This window comes from Eubacterium sp. 1001713B170207_170306_E7 (assembly GCF_015547515.1).
Classification (GTDB): Bacteria; Bacillota; Clostridia; order Eubacteriales; family Eubacteriaceae; genus Eubacterium.
In genome coordinates this window covers 693,478-711,995 of record NZ_JADMVE010000001.1, presented here as the reverse complement: position 1 = coordinate 711,995, position 18,518 = coordinate 693,478, and the positions used below count along the sequence as shown (strand labels likewise).

The window sequence follows — 18,518 nt, the reverse complement described above, 5'->3', positions numbered from 1 at the left end:
CTTTATTTATAGATTTAGTCCTCAAACATTTCTATAAATATAACATTGTTTTTTTGGCAATAATTAATAATAATAGCGAATAGTATAAGATTAAACCAGAACATATAACTAAGCGTTGCATCAACTAAAAAAAAGCAAATTATTAGACCTATTAAAACCCCAAAACATGACCAATATTCCCTAATTTTGAATTGATATAAATAATATCCTAGTAAAAAAAGCAGCAAGATTAAACCTATCGTTCCAAATTCCATCCAAATCACAATAAATGAATTATGCGGTGATGAGTAAACTCCTACTATACGTTCTAATACGTCTAAATTATCTTGAAAGCCATAGCCGAATACCGGTGATTCTTTCATAGCCCTTAAACCATAGAGCCAACGTTCTATTCTTATTTGGTTACTCATATCATTATATGATGATACAAAAATTCTTTTATAGACATCTTGGGGCAAATAGAATTTTATAATAAAAAATAATACCAAAATCAAACTCAGTATCAATAACACTTTAAAAATTAACTTTAGCGCATTTGGATTCCCTTTTAGATAAAATTCATAAAAAATAAATATTAATCCTATAGTTATAGCTATTATCGACCCCCTTGATCCTGTAAAAAAAATCCCTAAAATAATAACAATTGAACTGATGCAATAAACAATCTTTAAACTCTTTTTTTTTATGCATAAGATATTTATGAAAGACAAAATACAAGGAACTACTAAAAATAAAGCAAGCATATTAGGATCTGCTAGATCTCCATTTTTCAACTGAATTGTTAGCCTACTAGAAAAACTTTCATAGTTAACATTTTGTTTAAAGATTAAAAAAGTTATAATTAACGCTCCTAAGATATAACAATTACATAGATAATTTATTTCTTTTTTAGTATAAGTATTAACTGAAATCAAAAGAAATAATCCGAGCCAAATAATGTAACTAAAAACAAAAGACATGTTTATATATCGATCTGCTATTAAACAAGATATTAAACTTATCACACATAAAGCTAAGATAAGTTTACTAATTTTTCCAAACACAATTTTATCTATCATTAATGTCTCTAAAAATAGCATCATCAAAGATATAAAGGCAAAATAATAGTAGCTAGATAACAAAAAAAACTTGTCACCGCTTCTAAACATAAAAATCAAAGATATACCTAGCAAAATTGTCGATACTTTAAAATAATTTTTAGTCTTCTTTTCTTTTAACATAAATAATAAAAAACCATTCCTTCTATACAATTAATATTTTTTTATAATTAATTACCGAAAAATATTTTTCTAAATAAATAGTATGTATCAAATCCTGCTAAAATAAAAAACAAGTATATTTTTTGCTTTAATCTAACATGTTTGTTGAAAAAATAGTTAGCAGAATTGCTAAGTAAATCATTCTTAATAGATTTCCAAATTTTTATATTTTCACTTTTATTTTTTTTATCAGAAACTAGTAAATTCAAAATTATTATTTCTGAAACCATATAATTAGCTTCTGCATATGATAATAGATTTGGCATATAATTTTTAATAAATTCTTTTGTTTCTGTTGCTGCCTCTAACATATCAAGTCTTTTTAGACTAAAATAATTAGCAGTGATACTATCATTACGTCTCCGATAATAATAAAGAGGTTTTTCTATATAAACTATTTTTTTTGCTTGATAAAATAGTTTATAAGTTGTAAAATTATCTTCATGAATTTTTCCAACCGGAAAACGAATGTTGTATTTTAAAAAGAGATCACTTTTGTATAATTTATTACATGTTATAACATCATTAATACTATTTGTTAACAAAATGTCTTTTATGGCATCTATATTATTAAATTTTTTTTGGGGAGAATTTGTAATTTTTTTTCTATATTTTAATTTATGATGATTCTCATCTAATTGATAGTAATTGCATGAAACAATATCCGCCTTTTCTTCCCTTATAGTTTCATATAAATCAAAAATATAATTTGAGGAAATATAATCATCACTATCGATAAATGCTACATATTCACCAGTCATAACTTCTAATCCTGAATTTCGTGCTTCTGAAAGGCCACCATTTTTTTTATGTATTACTTTTATTCTTGAATCTTTTTTAGCATAATAATCGCAAATTTCAGGACATTGATCTGGTGAACCATCATCAACTAAAATAATTTCCAAATTTTTAAATGTTTGTTTTCTAATTGTTTGTATACATTTTTCAATATATTTTTCAACCTTATAAACCGGTACAATTACACTAATTAAAATCATGTTTATTTCCTTTTTAGTTATAAATAATTACTTTATTATTTGTTTAAAATAATATCTAAATATTAAATGTTACAATTTTATTTATCACCTCTTTTTTAAAACCTGATTTTATTGTATAGTCTAAATATCTTAAAATATAAGTTTTTATTAATACTGACTAGTATTGCTACAATTTTTCTGGATACAGGTATTTTAGAAATTAATAATTCTTTCATATTTTGTTTTATTTTATTTCTAAATATTTCAATATAATTTTCAATCTCTTGATCTGGAATGCTTTCGTCATAACCATACTTTCCAATTTTAGCTAAAAGAGAAAGATATGACCTGTTAAGCCTAACCGTTGTTAGCTTTTGTATCTCTGTTGTTTCACTTGCTGATAAATCCACCATTTTCTGACATTCATTCAGTAAAGCCAAATCTTTTTTCTTAAAGCAACTTACGGTTGTGCTACCATCCATTATTCTATAAAAATACTTAATCTGATTACTTTTAGCCATCGTTTGACACTTCTTCATAATTTTATATAAAGGAATCATGTCCTCATAAATTATACCAGTTTCAAACTCTATATTTTTAAATAAACTTCGTTTGTATATCTTATTACAAAGAGTATAGTCATCATCTAATAAAAATCTTTTTAGAATCTGTCCATTTTTATAAATAGTAATTTTTTCTTTTTTATATTTTTGATTTACTTTTTCTTTTGATACTTTTAAGTTTTCTATTTTTGCAATATCACTATTTGTTGTTTGTATAAGATTAATCAAATAAGTGTACATACCCAAATCAATCCAATCATCACTATCGACAAATCCTAAATAATATCCATTGCTTTTTTTAATTCCAACATTTCGAGCGTAACTTTGTCCACGATTTCTTTTAAAATCTATAAAAATTATTCGATTATCTTTCCGAGCATATTCTAAACATATTTTAGATGATTGATCTCTCGATCCATCATTTATAAGTATTATCTCTAAATTTTGATAGGTTTGATTAATTACAGAATCTATACATTTCTTTAAATACAATTCCGCATTATATACTGGTATGATGATGCTAATTTTTTTGTAATCCATAAATATTAACCTTTTTCAAAAATTTTAGGAGCAACTTCCATAAATAAATCATCTATCTGTTTTTCAATGGCTGTTTCAGAAAAATTATCTTTATATAATAGCTTTGTATTTTCTCGCATTTTTTCATAATCACTTTGCTTCATTTTCATTAGTTGATTTATGCTTTCATCCAAACCAAGTAAATCAAGATTTATACCTGCTGCATATTGAAAAATTAATTCTTCAGTATCACCTTTAATTGTATTAATTAAGGGCAATGATGTTTTAAAATAATCTATTGACTTCATTGTCAAACCAATAAAAACATCTTCTTTCATAATATTAAGGCCAAAATGACATTTTTTTAAAATAGCTTCCTTGTTTTTTTCGTCAAATATTTTTCCATAATATTTATAATCGATATTTTTTCCTTTAAGTTCATCCACAAATTTGTTTCTTGACTCACCATCCCCAATAATATGTAAAAATATTTTTTTCTTCTTTTGTAGTTGATCTAAAAAAGTAATAATTTTTGGTATGTCAATAATATTATTAATAGATCCCAGATAGCAAAATTGAATCATATCATCCCAAACTATTGAACAAGAAAGATTTTTTTGTTCTGGTTTTCCCATATAAACCGTTTGAACCTTTTTAAGAGTTTGTGGTAATTTTATTTTATACAAATTACATTCTGTCGCAATGATATCCGCATCGGAAATTCCTTTATCCCGTACTTGTTTCCATAAATAACTTGGTATTTTTAAAAGAGCACTATTTCGGAAAGGCAGTGTTTCTGGCCACATATCTATCACATCATAAATTAAAAATAGTTTTGGATTTTTTTTCTTATACCGCGAAATATTTTCAACCAACGAATTCGGTGGTATCATCACCCACAATAGATCTGGTTTAAGCATTTCAATTGTTTTTTTAACCTTTTTAGAAAAATCATTATGCGATATTATTCTTTGAATAGATATATTCTTATAATAAGGCTTTGTTTCAATTTGAAAATAATTTTCTTTACGTGGTGTTTTTTTTTGCTTTTTTATATGATCAAAATCTGCCACTAAAATACGAACTGAACAATTTTTTTGAATCAAAAATTTTTCAATAAATCTAATTCTATTATCATAATAATCACTGTGGCATATTATGAGTGCTCTCTTCTTTGTTAAGTTTTTCATATTCACAGATATGGTCCTTTTTTATATCTTCTTGTTTTCCCTCTTGAACATCTTCTGTTTTTAAAACATAAATAATTGTTTTTAAAAACACTTTACAATCCACCAAAAAGCTCATTCGCTTGACATAGCGTCCATCAAGCTCTGCCTTTTCTTCTGTCCCCACCAAATCTCTCCCATTGATCTGCGCCCAGCCGGTAAGCCCTGGGCGTACATCATTGGCGCCTACTTTCTCTCTGGCTTCGATGAGCTTTTTCTCTTTGAGTACTACGGGGCGCGGGCCGATCAAGCTCATTTCACCTTTGAAAATGTTAAAAAGCTGCGGCAGTTCGTCCATACTGGTTTTTCTAAGGAATTTGCCCACGGGTGTAATATGCGCTTCAGGGTTTTCCAGCTTCCAGGTGGGCATATCCTTTGGGGCTGTAATGTACATGCTCCTGAACTTATAACAGACAAAGGGCTTTTGGTGTCTGCCGTAGCGTTGCTGCTTAAACAAGACCGGCCCTTTAGAGGTGGTTTTTATAATGAGTGCAATAACCCCAAGAAAGGGCGAGGTGATGACGATACCTACACCGGATATTGTTATATCGAGTAATCGCTTGATGTATTTTTGATAGATCACTTCTTTTCCCTTTCCTCTTTGCTTAATTGTCTTTTTTTATTTTATGGTTACATTCTGCACAAAGCTGGCCAACGCCTTCGATATATCCCTGTCTTGCGGTAATGGGTACATTGACGGAGATATAGGTTTGCTTTCCGCAGAGCACGCAGGTTTCAAATGTTCTTATTTTATTTTGAGATCTGTTTTTTAATAATCTACCTTTTGTTTTATTCTTTATCATTATTTTTGCTCTGTTTAAACTTCCATGCGGTCTCGATAATTTTTTCAACTTCTGGGTATTTTGTTTCCCAGCCAAGCTCTTGTTTTGTTTTGTCACTGCTGGCAATGGAGATGGCAATATCCCCCGGACGACGCTTTGCTATAATGGCTGGCACAGGATGTCCGGTGACTTTTCTGCCGGCTTCGATCATTTCCATGACGGTGAAACCCTGGCCGTTGCCAAGGTTATAGATGGCGCTTTCATTTTTAAAAAGTTTCTTTAATCCTAAAATATGAGCGTCGACCAGATCGACTACATGGATAAAATCTCTTATGCCGGTGCCGTCTTTGGTGGCATAGTCATCGCCAAAGACTTGGATGCTTTCCCGTTCGCCTGCGGCGACTTCTAATATAATCGGGATCAATGCAGTGTTATGCTTGATGGCCTGGCCGATGGGGTATTTTTCATGGGCACCGGAGACATTGAAGTAACGGAACACGCAGTAGTTCAGCCCATAGGCTTTGTGGCAGTCTTCTAGAATCTGCTCCACAAAGACTTTGGTTCGCCCATAAGGGCTGATGGGTGCTACCGGAATGTCCTCGGTGACAGGCACGGCTTCGGTATTGCCATAGACGGCGGCGGTAGATGAAAAGATGATGTTTTTCACGTTGTTCTTCAGCATGGACTGTAGTAATGCAACAGTACCATAAACATTATTATCATAATATTTAAGCGGATCGTTTTCGCTCTCTGCCACGACGATATCAGCGGCAAACTGCATGACGGCTTCGATCTTCTCTTGCTGAAAGAGGCCATCCATAAGGGGATGATCTCGGATATCGCCTTTTACAAACCGGGCTCTTTCGTCAATGGCCCAGCGGTGGCCGGTGGATAGATTGTCGACCACGACCACTTCATAGCCTTGGTCTATGAGCTGGACGACGGCATGGCTGCCGATATAGCCGGCGCCGCCGGTGACTAATATTTTCATAAATGGTTCCTCTTTTTGGAACGCTGGGGGCAGCGTTCCCTACATTACATGATTATTTTTATTTAAAACTCGTAGCACGCTCATCATTGGATTAGGGTTTATCTGATTTATTTGAATGATGCTTTGTTTTTTACTGTCATCGCATTGCAGTTATGTTCTATATATTAATGAAGAAAACAACCACAATGCGACGCGAAGCAAAATCAGGCGGTGCTATGCCTGTAGCCATCGCCCTATAGACAACAGTCACACCTCTAGATTTCTCCACAGGCTTTAAACAACAACTAAATTTCATTATTAAAACATTACTCATCTATTTATACAGATAAGACCATCAACCCGCCTTTTCATAAAAAGCGCCATAAAAACTTTTACCGATATTTCTGGCGGTGTTCAGGGCTGTGCTGCCTTTATGGCCTTCCTTACACCGGAAGTTTTTTCCGCCGTAGAAGTTCTGGCTGGGCGGCTGATATTCGGTATTGTATTTATAAATCACGCTGCCGCAGTGGCAACATTCTTTTTTGGCGTTCCCCACGCGGTTAAAGGTGACGACAATGCCGGCCTGCCATGCTTTATAGCTGGTGTAGCGGATGATCCGGCGGCCAATGAAGTCCATGACGTTTGTTTTAAGGTATGGCAGTGTGCCTTTGGTGAAGCTGTTGCTGTAGCCGGGCATAACGATGATTTTCGCGCCCTGGCGGACAGCGTAGTCAACGATTTTCCTTGAAACCTCATGGGCATAATGGTCGGTAACGCGGGTGATTTTTTCGTAGTATTTGGCGTTTGGGCGATTCCCTTGCGAAACGACGAGGGCGTCGTTACCTACAGGTTGTGTCATAAGCCTGGGGGCCTCGTTCCCTACGGTGTGCGTCATATCCTTCCCGGCACTGCTGCGTTTGATATATCCCAGAAGCTGCTTCCTACGGTGTGCCAGTTCTTTTCCGCCCTTGATAAAATAAGGGTGGCTGGCGCTACCGTCAGCTTGCATGGTGGTACAAACGGCAAGAGCATCGGAAGTGGTAAGGGCCACAGCGACAAAGCTTTCGTGCTGTTTTACCCGCTCTTTGGCGGTCCGGCCATCCTCCACAGTCTCTTTGACCGGGATGTGGAGCATGACTTTTTTCTTTTTTATGACAATGGTCGGGCTCATGCACTCGGCGTTTTCCGGAAAGGGTCTGCCGGTAGTGCGGTGCTTGACCCAGGCCCAGGCTTTACCTGTGTAGAGCTTGAGTAAAATACTCTTTGCGTCAAAATCTTTGTACATGCCCTTGTAGTAAAGCATGGACATGTGGAGGCGGCGCGGCCTTGAGGGCTTTCCCTTCAGTTGAGAGTTGACAGTGGATAGTGGATAGTTCTGGAACAAATCGGCTTGGCCGATTTGATTTGATTTAGAATCGCCCTGCGATTCTGTTCCTAAATTATCAACTATCAACTTTTCACTATCAACTTCTTTTTCTTGACTCTCCTGCCATGTCCTGAGCTTACCCACATAGCTCCGGTACATACTGATGGCCGCATTGATGGCCGCACGCCGGAAGTACAGGGGAATTTTTTCAAAGGGCAGGGGTGTTTCGGGCAAACTGCCGTCCCGCTGTTTTATGGTCTGTAGCTCTAAATGGCGCAGTAAATTCTGATTGGACAGTTCAAGGGCCTGAGGCTGCTTCTCAAGCAACTCATAATAGAATGCCAGGACAGCGTCAAAGAGCGACTGGGTCTGTTTAAACCAGTCTAAATGCTTGTAATTCAGCTGTATTTTGTACGTCGTAATGGCGTATCCGGCTTTCATTTTTTGCTCCTTTATGCTTCGCAGACTATTCATGGTCTGCGAAGCAGAGCTTGAAAACTCAGGACATAAAAGGGCTTCAAAGAATCCTGACCATGTTTCTGACCATATCCACTAAAAAGAAATTTTTAAAAACACACTATAAAAACAAAGAAAACAAGCCGTTTTTTAAAGGCTTTTGACCATATTTAAGACCAATTTTTACCTTTATAGAATGAGGAAGATTTGTTTGACGAAAATATGATTTATTGGTAGAATATAGCTATAAATTGATTTTGAAGAAAAATATTTAATTTTTCTAAAAAAAGAGGATGCTTTTTTCATCAGGCAATGTTATAATAGGTAACGCAGTTAAATTATAAAAGAATTTGGAAGTCAAAAAGACTCGCAGACCATGAATAGTCTGCGAGTTTTTCTCAATTTTTCCTTTTTATACCGCCCCACCCAAAATACCTTTCAAAACGTTAAAAAGCCCGCTGTCCTCAAACAGCGGGCTTTTTAATCTTATGCTTTTTTTGTGTTCTCCCCTACCCGAAAGCGGACAATGGCCGCGATCAAATCTTCTGGCAGAGGCTGATCCAGCGGGAACTGGATGGCTCCCTTGGAATGGCGGTAGTCCTTTAAAGCTTTCTCAAAGTGCTCTACCCCGCTGGGCGTGGGGTAAAAACCCAGGTGTGCTCTGTTCATGGCAAAGTGCACCAGATTGCCGTTCAGGTAAAAGGTGGGCATATTCCAGCTGATTTTTTCGCTGGCTTCCGGCGCGTTCTCTCTGATGAGTGCGCGGATTTCCTCCAGCTTTTTCCGCTTATCGCCTGTAAACTGTGCAATGTAGCCGTCGATTTCATTCATTATATTATCCTCCGGTTGGGCGTTATGGAATGCCTCTATTATACCCCGGAGCGCACATGTTTAAAACACACCCGATATCAGGGATAACCGCCGCCTGGTATGGAAGCGCTTTTCTTTCGATCTTTCTGAAAAATGGCAGAGCCCATACTTCTGCAGACATTTCAACAGCCTGCCCGCATCGGCAGGGGCCATATCGCACAGCGGCAGGCGGCAGCTGCCCACGTTCAGCCCCATATCATTAAGGGCCTGCTTGACAGGAATGGGGTTGACGTCTGAAAACAAGGCCTCTGCCAGCTCCAGGTAATACAGCTGGAAATAACGGCTTTTGCCTACGTTGCCCTCAAAATAGCTGGCGCAGATTTGGTGGACCTGCTCGGGGATCAGGTTGGACAGCACCGAGATAACACCCTCTGCCCCCAGGGCCAGAGCGGGGACGATCTGGTCGTCATTGCCCGAGTAAATACTCAGCGCGTCGCCACATTCGGCAGCAATCCGCGCCATCTGGCTGAAATTGCCGCTGGCCTCCTTGACCGCTGCGATATTGTCAATCTCAGACAAACGCTTATAGGTATCCACGGCAATATTGACCCCGGTGCGGGACGGCACATTGTACAGAATAACGGGCAGCCCGGTAGCCGCTGCCCCTGCCTTAAAATGCTCGTAGAGCCCCTGCTGTGAAGCCTGATTATAGTAGGGTGTTACCGAAAGCAGGGCGTCGGCTCCAAGCCTTTCCAGTCGGCCGGCCAGTGCTGCGCTATGGGCGGTATTGTTGCTGCCCATATTGGCAATAACCGGGATATGGCCTCTCACAGCCTTGACGGTAAACGCGGTCAGCTCCAGCAGTTCCTTTTCTGAAAGCGAGGCGGACTCACCCGTGGTGCCGCCGACCACCACCGCGTCGGCGTGGTGCTTCAGCTGATAGTCGATCAACCCGGACAGGGTGTCATAAGAGATGGACCCGTCAGGCTTCATGGGGGTCACCAGCGCAGTAGCCACGCCTTTAAAAATCTTAGTTTTCATGGTTTTTCCTCTTATCCTCCAGCGGGCTATACGGCCGAAGCATGGTCTGTAGCACAGCGTTTCAGCTGTTCACGGCTGCGGCTTCGGCTCAATCTCGCGTAGACACGGCCCAGGTGGTAGAGCCTTTCGGCCTTGCGTGACAGGGCAAGGTTATCGGCATCATTTCCGGTCGCTGCCACGAAAAGCTTGATATTGTCAACCCCTAAAGAACGCAGCGCTGCCAGATCCTGGCCATCGCCCAGGAACTCTGTTCCCAGAAAATGCGGGTCGATCCTTTCAAAGGCCTGGTAATCCTTGTCCATGATCACAACCTTATAGCCCTTATCCGATAAAGACATTGCCAGCCGGGCGCCCATCTGGCTGCACCCCACTATGACCGCTGTTTTCTTCACGCTTGTTTTCAACTTGATACTTCCTCACTTTGATAAGATTTTTGTTGTTTCTTATTATAGGTTCTTCTCTGTAAAGATGGGATTAAAAAGCAGGGGCGCTGCGTAAAAAAGCCATAAAAAGAAAAGGAACCGTCCGTTGCGCTGGGCGGTTCCTTCTCTCAGGTAAAAATAGTTATACGGTTTTATCAGAAGCCTAAAAGCGGGCCTCCGAAGAATACTACGATGCCGATAATCACGACATACACCGCGCAGAACTTCATGGTCGAGGTTAGGATCTTGCCCTCCTGACCAATTAACCCAGTGGCCGCTGTTGCAACGGCAATACTCTGGGGTGAAATCATTTTTCCAGCTGTGGCGCCAGCCATATTGGCCGCCGCGATCCAGAAGGGGCTTGCCCCGATGGAATCCGCAGCCTGTACCTGCAGCTCGCCGAAAAGGACGTTGGCCGAGGTATCGCTCCCGGTCACAAAGGTACCGAGGGCGCCGATGATGGGCGCGATAAGGGGATAAAAGCCGCCTGTAACGGCCACCAGTACCATGGCGATGGAGGTGATCATTCCGCTGTAGCCCATGACCTTGGCCAGGCCTACGATGGAACAAACCGTGATCGCTGTTTTTCCCATCTGTTTGATGGTTTTGCCAAACACGACGGAAATTTCCTTAAATTTTAGCCCTTGCAGCAGGCCGCCCAGATAGGTGGCGAGGATGATCAGGGTCCCGGGACAGGCGATCCACGCAAAGGTGTAGGGCTTTGCGCCCGCGCCGGTATAAATGGGGACAGCGGTTTTAATGCTGTTCAGCGGCCCGCTGATAAACGGGAACAGCGATGAACAGAGAATGATAAAAACAAAAACCAGAATAAAGGGCAGCCAGGCCATGAAGGCAGTTTTAAGGGGGACCTTCACAGCCCCGGCAGCTTCTTCCTTGTTGTAAAACTTCTTAGCAACCAGAATGGTCACGCCCATACAGAACAGCGATCCCACAATGGCGGGAAGCTCTGCGCCAAGGAACCTTGCCACAAAAATCTGGGGAACGGCAAAGGCCAGACCGGAGAGCAGCGTGATGCCAAACACACCCTTGACGGCCTTGAGGCCGCCGCCGGTAAGCATCACCAGTACAAAGGGAATGATGAGTATGAGCACAAAAAGCTGGACAGAAACCGTAAAGGACAGCTGCATGACGTCCAGATTCGTGACCTGGGCCAGCGTGGTGACCGGCAGGCCAATGGCGCCGAAAGCCGTTGGCGTCGTGTTGGCGATCAGGCACATGACCGCGGCCGAGATGGGGTTAAAGCCAAGGGAGGCCATAATGCCGGCCGGAATGGCCACCGCGGTACCGAAGCCCGCGATGGCTTCCAGAAAGCCGCCGAAGCCCCAGGCCAGTATGAGTACGAGGATGCGTTTATCCGAGGATACGCCGGTCATCATGTTTTTAATGGTTTCCATACTGCCCGAATAGGTGGTGAGGTTATAGGTGAACACCGCCGCGATGATGATGTACACAATGGGCCAAAGCCCCATGACAATGCCCTCAAGGGCCCCGGTAAAGCTGTCAAGCACCGGCATTTTCCAGACAATTATACTGAGAACCAGGGTGATCACCAGGGCCACCGGGCAGGCCTTGTGGCCTGGTATTTTCATCACACCCAGTGAAACAATCAACCAAATGATGGGGATGAGCGCCAATATGAAGAGACCATACGTGTTGTTCATCTCCATACCCCTTACATCTGGCAGACTTTTTTAGGGTTCAGAATATTCTTCGGGTCAAAGGCATGCTTGATGCCGTCCATCAGACCCATTTCATATTCGCCGTAGTCGTTAAACAGGTATTTCCGTTTGGCATAGCCGATACCATGCTCGCCGGAAACCAGCCCGTCAAACTCAAGGGATTTGGCGTAGAGCTTATCCATGGCCGTGTCCAGCATTTCCTCCCATTCCTTTTCGCCCAGCTCGTCGCGGCAGATGTAAAGGTGCAGATTGCCGTCGCCGGCATGGCCAAAGCTTGGAATCCGGATGTTCAGTTCTTTTTCAAGGTCGTGGGTGTAGTTGATAAACTCCGCCACACGGTTTCTCGGTACCACCACGTCACACTCGTCCATTTCGGTGGTGGAGGCCTTGATGGCTTCCAGGAAAGCGCCGCGGGCGCTCCAGACAGAGTCCTTGCGCTCGTCGGTATCCACGATATACACATCCTTTGCGCCCTCGTTCAGGCAGAGGTCTGCCACCACCTCATACTCGGCTTCCACCTGTTCTTTCGTGTTGCCGTCAAAGGTGAGCAGGATATAGGCGTTGCTCTTGGTATCCGGGAATTTCTTGCCTAAAAAGTCTTCGGCAAAGAGGATGGTCTGGCGTTCCATAAACTCGATGGCGGTTGGGATGGCCTTGGATTTGATGATCTTCGGCACCACTGCCGCCGCGTCTGTAAAGGTATCGAAGGGTACCAGCAGGCTCAGGGTTTTCTTGGGCAGAGGCAGCAACTTGAGCACTGCTTTGGTGATCACGCACAGGGTGCCCTCAGAGCCGATGACCAGGTCCTTTAAGCTGTAGCCGGAGCTGTTTTTAACGATCTTTCCACCCAGCTCCAGCACTTCCCCGTTTGGCATGACCACGGTAAGGCCGCGGACATAGTCACGGGTAACGCCGTATTTTACCGCGCGCATACCGCCGGCGTTGGTGGAAATATTGCCCGCGATGGTCGCTGATTTTTCACCCGGGTCCGGTGGGTAGAACAGGTCGTTATCTTCCACAAATTTGGAAAGCTCCATGAGCAGCACGCCGGGTTCCACGGTCACGGTCAGGTTTTCAGTGTCCAGCTCCAGGATGTTGTTCATCAGCGTGGTTTCCAGCATGATGCCGCCGTAGATGGGCACACAGGCGCCCACCAGGCCAGTGCCCGAGCCTCTGACCACCACAGGAATGTTTTGTTCATAGGCATATTTCATGATGGCGGAAACCTCCTCGGTGGAGAGCACGCGCATCAGCACTTCCGGGTAATTGGCAACAGTGCCCAGCTCGTCATGGCTGTAGTCCTCAGAGATTTCATCCCCTACCAGGATGCGGTCCGCGTCCACCAGGGTTCTTAAATATTCAACGTCCTTTTCATCAACTTTTTTGTAATCCATGGTTATACAGCCTCACTTTCCAGGGTTTCGTTCACATTTTTATTGTTTCGTATTTCTTCCATCAGCTCAGGGAGAACTTCATACAGGTCGCCGACAATGCCGCAGTGGGCGATGTTAAAGATGGATGCGTTCTTATCATTATTAATGGCCACAATGTATTCGGAGTTCTGCATGCCCGCGGCAAACTGGACAGAGCCGGACACACCCACCGCGATGATCAGCTTAGGCTTAACCGTACGGCCGCTCAGGCCGATCTGCAGACGCGGGTCGAACCAGCCATTCTCGATGTTCGGGCGGGTACAGGCCATTTTCGCGCCGATGGCGTCTGCGAATTCCTGCACCATTGGCAGGTCCTTTTCACTCTTGACCCCGCGGCCAACCGCGACGATCACATCGGCCTCGGAGATGTCAAAGCCCTTTTCCTTTTTGATGATCTCAAGAACCTCAATGGCGGAGGCAAAACGTTTTTCTTCCAATGCCATATTCACAATCTCACCCCTGGCCTCATCGGAACGTTCCGGCGCTGAGAAAATCTTATAGCGCACTGTACAGAACTGCGGGCGGTTGTTTTCGGTGACGATCTGGGCCATAATATTCCCGCCAAAGGCCGGACGAATCTGGACCAAATCGGTATTTTCCTTCATTTCCAGGATGGTGCAGTCCGCGGTTAAACCGGTGCGGAACCGGGCCGCGACGCGCGGGGCCAGTGAACGGCCCACGTTGGTCGCGCCCACCAGGATGGAGGACGGGTTTTCCTTGCGGATAAAGTCCTCAAAAGCGTTGGTGTAAGGCTCAATGGAGAAATGCGCCAGCCGGGCATCGTCATAGACAAAAACCTTATCGACGCCGTAATGCAGCAGCTCTTTGGCCTTATCACCGATGTTGTGGCCGATAAACAACGCGTATACCGGATGGTCGATGACAGCGGCCAGCTCCTTGGCCTTTCCGATCAGCTCCAGGGTTACCGGATGGATTTTGCCTTCCACATGGTCTACATAGACGGTAACGCCGCGGTATTTGCTCTTGTCAATCTCTTCCTTTTCATCCTCTTCCAGCTCCACATAGCCCTCTGGGCCCTTTTTCAGGCACAGCTTGCACATCTTACAGGCAGCGGTTACTTCCAGCTTGTTTTCTTCAAAAGTGAAGGCCCCGAATGGACAAATTTCATTGAACTGATCGAAAATCTCCTGTCCGCAGTTTTCATTGATTACTTTAATTCCAGCCATTTTATCTCTCCCCTTTACACGTATTTCTTTTCAGCCAAAATGCCGTACAGCGCCTGGGCCACTTCTTTTCCAGCACCCTCATAGGTGGTTTTCTCCACATTGCTTTCCGGTGGGAAAATCCGTTCCACCTGGGTGGCGGAGCCGTTTAAGCCATAGTTCTTTTCATCGGTGTCGTACATATCTTTAAGGGTCAGAACCTTGATTTCCTGTGTTTTTTCAAGGTCAAGCTTGCGCTTGTAGGAGGGCAGTCTCGGTGTATAGATGTCTTTGTCAACAGTGATCAGACAGGGATAAGGCACATGCTGGATTTCAACCGTGTCCTCCATGTTCATCTGCACTGTCAGGCCCTTTTCATCGGCCTGTAATATTTTACCAACGTTGGTAACATGCGGAATGCTCAAAAATTCAGCCATTTCCGGGCCGACCTGCGCGGTGTCGCCGTCGGTCGTCTGCTTGCCGCAGATGATCAGGTCAAAATCGCCCAGCTTCTTGGCTCCCTGGGCCAGTGTATAGCTGGTGGCTACCACATCGGCGCCGCCGAATTTACGGTCAGACAAAAGGCAGCCGTCATCGGCGCCCATGTAGAAGGATTCATAAATCACTTCCTTGGTCTGCATGGGTCCCATGGACAATGTGGTGATTGTCCCCCCAAGGTCTTCACGCAGACGCAGCGCTGTTTCCAAAGCGTACAAATCATAGGGATTCATTTTGGATTCAATACCATCGCGGATTAATACACCTGTTTCCGGATCAACTTCGACATTGGAAGTCCCCGGCACCTGTTTGATACATACTAAAGTTTTCATAATGACTCCTTAATTACTCCTTTTTAAACTTTCAATGGTAAGTGGTCTGACCACTTAAGTTGATTTCATTATAGAATCTTTGTAAAGGAATGTCAAGCCTTTTTTTACTCGTTTTCATGTTTATTTTTTAACAATCTTTTGTTTTTACGAAATAAAATTATAAAAATCCGCATGATTTAGCCGTTTTCAGCCCTTTTTATTTTTTTAAACATTTGTAAAACAAACCTTCCTATGATAAAATAAAGCGATAAACCTAGGAGAATGAATGATGTATACTGAAATACCCCAGAAAAAAATATATTTGCAGATTTTAGAGCAGATTAAAGATAATATTGTCACCAAGCAGTTAAAAAGCGGCGACCGCCTCCCCTCCGAACGCCAGTTGTCCGAGCAGCTGGGCGTTTCCCGCGCGACGGTGCGCGAGGCCATCCGTGCCCTGGAGATGATCGGCCTGGTACACTGCCGACAGGGCGAGGGCAATTTTATCACCGAGGATTTTGACAACACCCTCACCCAGCCCCTATCCATTATGTTCTGGCTGAACGACGGCAAGGTCACCGAAATCCATGAGCTCCGGCGCTCCCTTGAAACCGAGGCGGCCAAACTGGCGGCCCTTCACGCCACCAAGGAGGACATTCTGCGTCTTGAGGAAATCTGCGCCGCCATCGAGAGTGAGCACAATGAAGCCAAGAGCGCCGAGCTGGATAAAAAGCTCCACGACTCCATCGCGCTGTACTCCCGCAACAAGCTCATCAAGGATGTCTTAAACTCGGCCTCCACCCTGATTGAGGAGCTGATCAAGGACATGCGCACCCTGATCCTCATGGAGGAAACCAGTGCCTCAGCCATCAATAAGCAGCACCGCGACATCGTCGCCAGTATCCGCAAGCATGATCCCGAGGCCGCAGCCCGGGCCATGCTCACTCATATGAGCTTCATCGAGGATTTTGTGACTGAGGTGCAAAAGGCCATCGACATTAAGAATACAGAGGAAGACTAAAAAAGAGGTACGTCGTTTCGACGCACCTCTTTTTTCTGTCCGGTTTATTCTATGCAAAAGCTGTTCAGACCAAGCCCTCTGAAATCTGCGTATTCTCCGGCCAGTTCCTCGACTGCTTTCTTTTCTCCTGGCTGAAAGCGCTCAAACAAACGTATTGAGAGCTCCAGCTTATCCTTCTTTGTTTTTGTTCTCCATATACCGGCAATCCGGCCGCCCTTCAGCACAACGCCCGGATTGCCGACGGTTTTCCATACCTGCTTCTGGAGCCCCTTATCCTCTAAAAGAACCCATCTGTCCCTGATGTCAAGATAAGGATCGTGCGGGCCGAGCAGAATCAGCCGGTCACGGCTCTTTTCTGGACGCAGCAGGCTCTCCCTGTCCGCCGACAGCATGCTGGCCGCTTTTTTCCCCGCCACCACGGGCTCCATTTCATCCGCCACGGTGTTCCACAGGCGTTCAGCCTGCCGGGGACAACAGCCCAGCCAGGCCATCAGGCCCTCCTTCGTGGATGGCCCATAGCAATGCAGAAATTGTCGCACCAAGGTCTTTTCGGCGTCCGGTATATGCTCTGGCAGGCCGCCTATCCAGTTTTTAAACGAGGTAAAGGTTGGGCTGATGCCCTGCCGCTCGCCAAACACCACCAGCGACGCAAAGGAGCAGGGCCGCAGCAGAAAGGAGACGGCCGCGCCCCCAGCCGTCTGCCTGTCAGGGTTGCCGTACATGGACGGCGCGCGCCAGAGCGCCCGCTTTTCCTCGGGCAGTTCCCGCTCAATGATCTCCGCCAGTGTCCTGTCCAGGGCTTCCTTGCTTTTGATGACACAGCTGTCCAGACAGCCTGCGGCTTTCTCTGTCCGCTTTAATAAATCCTCAAAAGGCAGCTGCAAAAAATCAAGGGCCGCTGTGATCCCGCGGGTATAGATCCACGGCTCCTCCCCCTCCTGTGCCCTCAGCGCTGTCAGAAAAACAGCACTTTGCGCTGTGGGGAAGACCACGGGCGCGCCGCGGAAGCTCCAGGCCTGAACCAGGCTTTTTTCCAGATACAGGGCTTTCTGGACTTCCTCTAATGTGCAGCCCTCCAGCCGGTTAAACAAGGCGGTCTCCCAGGCCCCGGGCGGCGAGTTCTGCAGGCCGCAGGCGCCGGCCGCGGCAGTCAGGCCTGTCATGGGCTGTTTTTTATCCAGATGGTGCGCCCTCAGCCGGTGGTTCCGGATTTGTTCTGTTTCTATATTCATAAGCCTCTCCGATGGGATACGTCGAAACGACGTATCTCCCCTACCACTCGATCAATTCGACTGGCATGGGCTCGGCGTTCAGGTACATGTCCTCAACCTTGCCGTTTTTCATCTTAATGACCCGGTCCGCCATGGGGGTGATGGCCTGGTTATGCGTGATGAGGGCAACGGTCATTTTTTCCCTCCGGCAGGTATCCTGTAAAAGCTTCAAAATATTTTTACCCGTGCTGTAGTCCAGCGCGCCGGTGGGCTCGTCACAGAGCAGCAGCTTTGGCCGCTTGGCCAGCGCTCTCGCGATGGCCACACGCTGCTGTTCCCCGCCGGAAAGCTGGGATGGAAAATTGTCCATGCGGTCCTCAAGCCCCACGCTCGCCAGTGTCTCCCGCGCGTCCATGGGGTCCTTACAGATTTGAGTTGCCAGCTCCACGTTTTCCACGGCGGTCAGGTTCTGGATCAGGTTATAAAACTGAAAGACAAAGCCGGTATCATAACGCCTGTAGGTTGCCAGCTCCCGGGCGTTGAGCGCAGAGACCTCCTTATCGCCCACAAACACCTGTCCTTCGTCACACCCGGACATGCCGCCCAGTATGTTGAGCACGGTGGTTTTTCCGGCGCCGCTGGGGCCGACCACTATGGCAAACTCACCCTCCTCGATGCCAAAGGAAATGCCGTTGGCAGCGTTGATGGTCACCTCGCCCATTTTATAACGTTTATAGACATCGTTAAATTCGACAAATTTTCTCATTTTTCTACCCCTTATCGCTGTTTA

The 18,518-nt window shown here is 44.4% G+C and carries 17 protein-coding genes; 1 reads left to right on the top strand and 16 read right to left on the bottom strand.

The genetic code is table 11. From position 1 onward, the window contains the following. Window positions 1–14: 14 nt before the first annotated feature. The 14 genes from I2B62_RS03525 to lctB form a co-directional block, all read right to left on the bottom strand. Window positions 15–1,058 (bottom strand): O-antigen ligase family protein, encoded by a 1,044-nt coding sequence (locus tag I2B62_RS03525; protein ID WP_195267587.1) that lies wholly within the window; start codon window positions 1,056–1,058, stop codon window positions 15–17. Window positions 1,059–1,267: 209 nt separating this feature from the next. Continuing rightward, window positions 1,268–2,257, bottom strand: a complete 990-nt coding sequence (locus tag I2B62_RS03520) for a glycosyltransferase (RefSeq protein ID WP_195267586.1) — start codon at window positions 2,255–2,257, stop codon at window positions 1,268–1,270. Between the two features lie 95 nt (window positions 2,258–2,352). Continuing rightward, on the bottom strand, window positions 2,353–3,339 hold the full coding sequence (locus I2B62_RS03515) for a glycosyltransferase family 2 protein (RefSeq protein ID WP_195267585.1): 987 nt from the start codon (window positions 3,337–3,339) through the stop codon (window positions 2,353–2,355). A 5-nt stretch (window positions 3,340–3,344) separates the two neighbouring features. After that, on the bottom strand, window positions 3,345–4,508 hold the full coding sequence (locus I2B62_RS03510) for a hypothetical protein (RefSeq protein WP_195267584.1): 1,164 nt from the start codon (window positions 4,506–4,508) through the stop codon (window positions 3,345–3,347). Beyond that, window positions 4,462–5,127, bottom strand: a complete 666-nt coding sequence (locus I2B62_RS03505) for a sugar transferase (RefSeq protein WP_195267583.1) — start codon at window positions 5,125–5,127, stop codon at window positions 4,462–4,464. Before I2B62_RS03505 ends, I2B62_RS03510 begins: the two co-directional genes overlap by 47 nt. A 206-nt stretch (window positions 5,128–5,333) precedes the next feature. After that, complete coding sequence (gene galE, locus I2B62_RS03500) at window positions 5,334–6,317, bottom strand: UDP-glucose 4-epimerase GalE (protein WP_195267582.1); 984 nt, start codon at window positions 6,315–6,317, stop codon at window positions 5,334–5,336. 334 nt (window positions 6,318–6,651) lie between these two features. Further along, a complete protein-coding gene (locus tag I2B62_RS03495) occupies window positions 6,652–8,103 on the bottom strand; it encodes a hypothetical protein (protein ID WP_195267581.1) in 1,452 nt (483 codons plus the stop codon). Between the two features lie 501 nt (window positions 8,104–8,604). Further along, entirely contained in the window at window positions 8,605–8,949 is a 345-nt protein-coding gene (locus tag I2B62_RS03490; RefSeq protein WP_195267580.1) for a DUF1801 domain-containing protein, read from the bottom strand. A 60-nt stretch (window positions 8,950–9,009) separates the two neighbouring features. Then, window positions 9,010–9,969 (bottom strand): 4-hydroxy-tetrahydrodipicolinate synthase, encoded by a 960-nt coding sequence (gene dapA / locus I2B62_RS03485; RefSeq protein ID WP_195267579.1) that lies wholly within the window; start codon window positions 9,967–9,969, stop codon window positions 9,010–9,012. Between the two features lie 26 nt (window positions 9,970–9,995). Then, on the bottom strand, window positions 9,996–10,373 hold the full coding sequence (locus tag I2B62_RS03480) for an NAD-binding protein (RefSeq protein ID WP_195267578.1): 378 nt from the start codon (window positions 10,371–10,373) through the stop codon (window positions 9,996–9,998). 173 nt (window positions 10,374–10,546) lie between these two features. Then, complete coding sequence (locus I2B62_RS03475; RefSeq protein ID WP_195267577.1) at window positions 10,547–12,073, bottom strand: L-lactate permease; 1,527 nt, start codon at window positions 12,071–12,073, stop codon at window positions 10,547–10,549. A gap of 11 nt (window positions 12,074–12,084) precedes the next feature. Beyond that, a complete protein-coding gene (lctD, locus tag I2B62_RS03470) occupies window positions 12,085–13,485 on the bottom strand; it encodes a lactate dehydrogenase subunit LctD (protein ID WP_195267576.1) in 1,401 nt (466 codons plus the stop codon). 2 nt (window positions 13,486–13,487) lie between these two features. Next, entirely contained in the window at window positions 13,488–14,711 is a 1,224-nt protein-coding gene (gene lctC, locus I2B62_RS03465) for a lactate dehydrogenase subunit LctC (RefSeq protein WP_195267575.1), read from the bottom strand. Window positions 14,712–14,725: 14 nt separating this feature from the next. Beyond that, window positions 14,726–15,517, bottom strand: a complete 792-nt coding sequence (gene lctB / locus I2B62_RS03460) for a lactate dehydrogenase subunit LctB (RefSeq protein ID WP_195267574.1) — start codon at window positions 15,515–15,517, stop codon at window positions 14,726–14,728. Between the two features lie 265 nt (window positions 15,518–15,782). On the opposite strand from lctB, the gene I2B62_RS03455 reads away from it, so the two are divergent. Beyond that, a complete protein-coding gene (locus I2B62_RS03455; protein ID WP_195267573.1) occupies window positions 15,783–16,517 on the top strand; it encodes a FadR/GntR family transcriptional regulator in 735 nt (244 codons plus the stop codon). 44 nt (window positions 16,518–16,561) lie between these two features. On the opposite strand, the gene I2B62_RS03450 is transcribed toward I2B62_RS03455, so the two are convergent. Both I2B62_RS03450 and I2B62_RS03445 read right to left on the bottom strand, forming a co-directional pair. Continuing rightward, window positions 16,562–17,749 carry a winged helix DNA-binding domain-containing protein gene (locus tag I2B62_RS03450; protein WP_195267572.1) on the bottom strand — a complete coding sequence of 396 codons (1,188 nt, stop codon included), beginning with the start codon at window positions 17,747–17,749 and terminating at the stop codon, window positions 16,562–16,564. Window positions 17,750–17,789: 40 nt separating this feature from the next. Then, window positions 17,790–18,494: an ABC transporter ATP-binding protein gene (locus I2B62_RS03445; protein ID WP_195267571.1), complete on the bottom strand. Its 705-nt coding sequence runs from the start codon at window positions 18,492–18,494 to the stop codon at window positions 17,790–17,792. Between the last annotated feature and the right edge of the window lie 24 nt (window positions 18,495–18,518).

Bases quoted from the DNA above. Each gene is read 5' to 3' on its own strand.
- I2B62_RS03525 (WP_195267587.1), bottom strand. From the start codon at position 1,058: ATGATAGATAAAATTGTGTTTGGAAAAATTAGTAAACTTATCTTAGCT.
- I2B62_RS03520 (WP_195267586.1), bottom strand. From the start codon at position 2,257: ATGATTTTAATTAGTGTAATTGTACCGGTTTATAAGGTTGAAAAATAT.
- I2B62_RS03515 (WP_195267585.1), bottom strand. From the start codon at position 3,339: ATGGATTACAAAAAAATTAGCATCATCATACCAGTATATAATGCGGAA.
- I2B62_RS03510 (WP_195267584.1), bottom strand. From the start codon at position 4,508: ATGAAAAACTTAACAAAGAAGAGAGCACTCATAATATGCCACAGTGAT.
- galE (WP_195267582.1), bottom strand. From the start codon at position 6,317: ATGAAAATATTAGTCACCGGCGGCGCCGGCTATATCGGCAGCCATGCC.
- I2B62_RS03495 (WP_195267581.1), bottom strand. From the start codon at position 8,103: ATGAAAGCCGGATACGCCATTACGACGTACAAAATACAGCTGAATTAC.
- I2B62_RS03490 (WP_195267580.1), bottom strand. From the start codon at position 8,949: ATGAATGAAATCGACGGCTACATTGCACAGTTTACAGGCGATAAGCGG.
- dapA (WP_195267579.1), bottom strand. From the start codon at position 9,969: ATGAAAACTAAGATTTTTAAAGGCGTGGCTACTGCGCTGGTGACCCCC.
- I2B62_RS03475 (WP_195267577.1), bottom strand. From the start codon at position 12,073: ATGAACAACACGTATGGTCTCTTCATATTGGCGCTCATCCCCATCATT.
- lctD (WP_195267576.1), bottom strand. From the start codon at position 13,485: ATGGATTACAAAAAAGTTGATGAAAAGGACGTTGAATATTTAAGAACC.
- lctC (WP_195267575.1), bottom strand. From the start codon at position 14,711: ATGGCTGGAATTAAAGTAATCAATGAAAACTGCGGACAGGAGATTTTC.
- lctB (WP_195267574.1), bottom strand. From the start codon at position 15,517: ATGAAAACTTTAGTATGTATCAAACAGGTGCCGGGGACTTCCAATGTC.
- I2B62_RS03455 (WP_195267573.1), top strand. From the start codon at position 15,783: ATGATGTATACTGAAATACCCCAGAAAAAAATATATTTGCAGATTTTA.
- I2B62_RS03450 (WP_195267572.1), bottom strand. From the start codon at position 17,749: ATGAATATAGAAACAGAACAAATCCGGAACCACCGGCTGAGGGCGCAC.
- I2B62_RS03445 (WP_195267571.1), bottom strand. From the start codon at position 18,494: ATGAGAAAATTTGTCGAATTTAACGATGTCTATAAACGTTATAAAATG.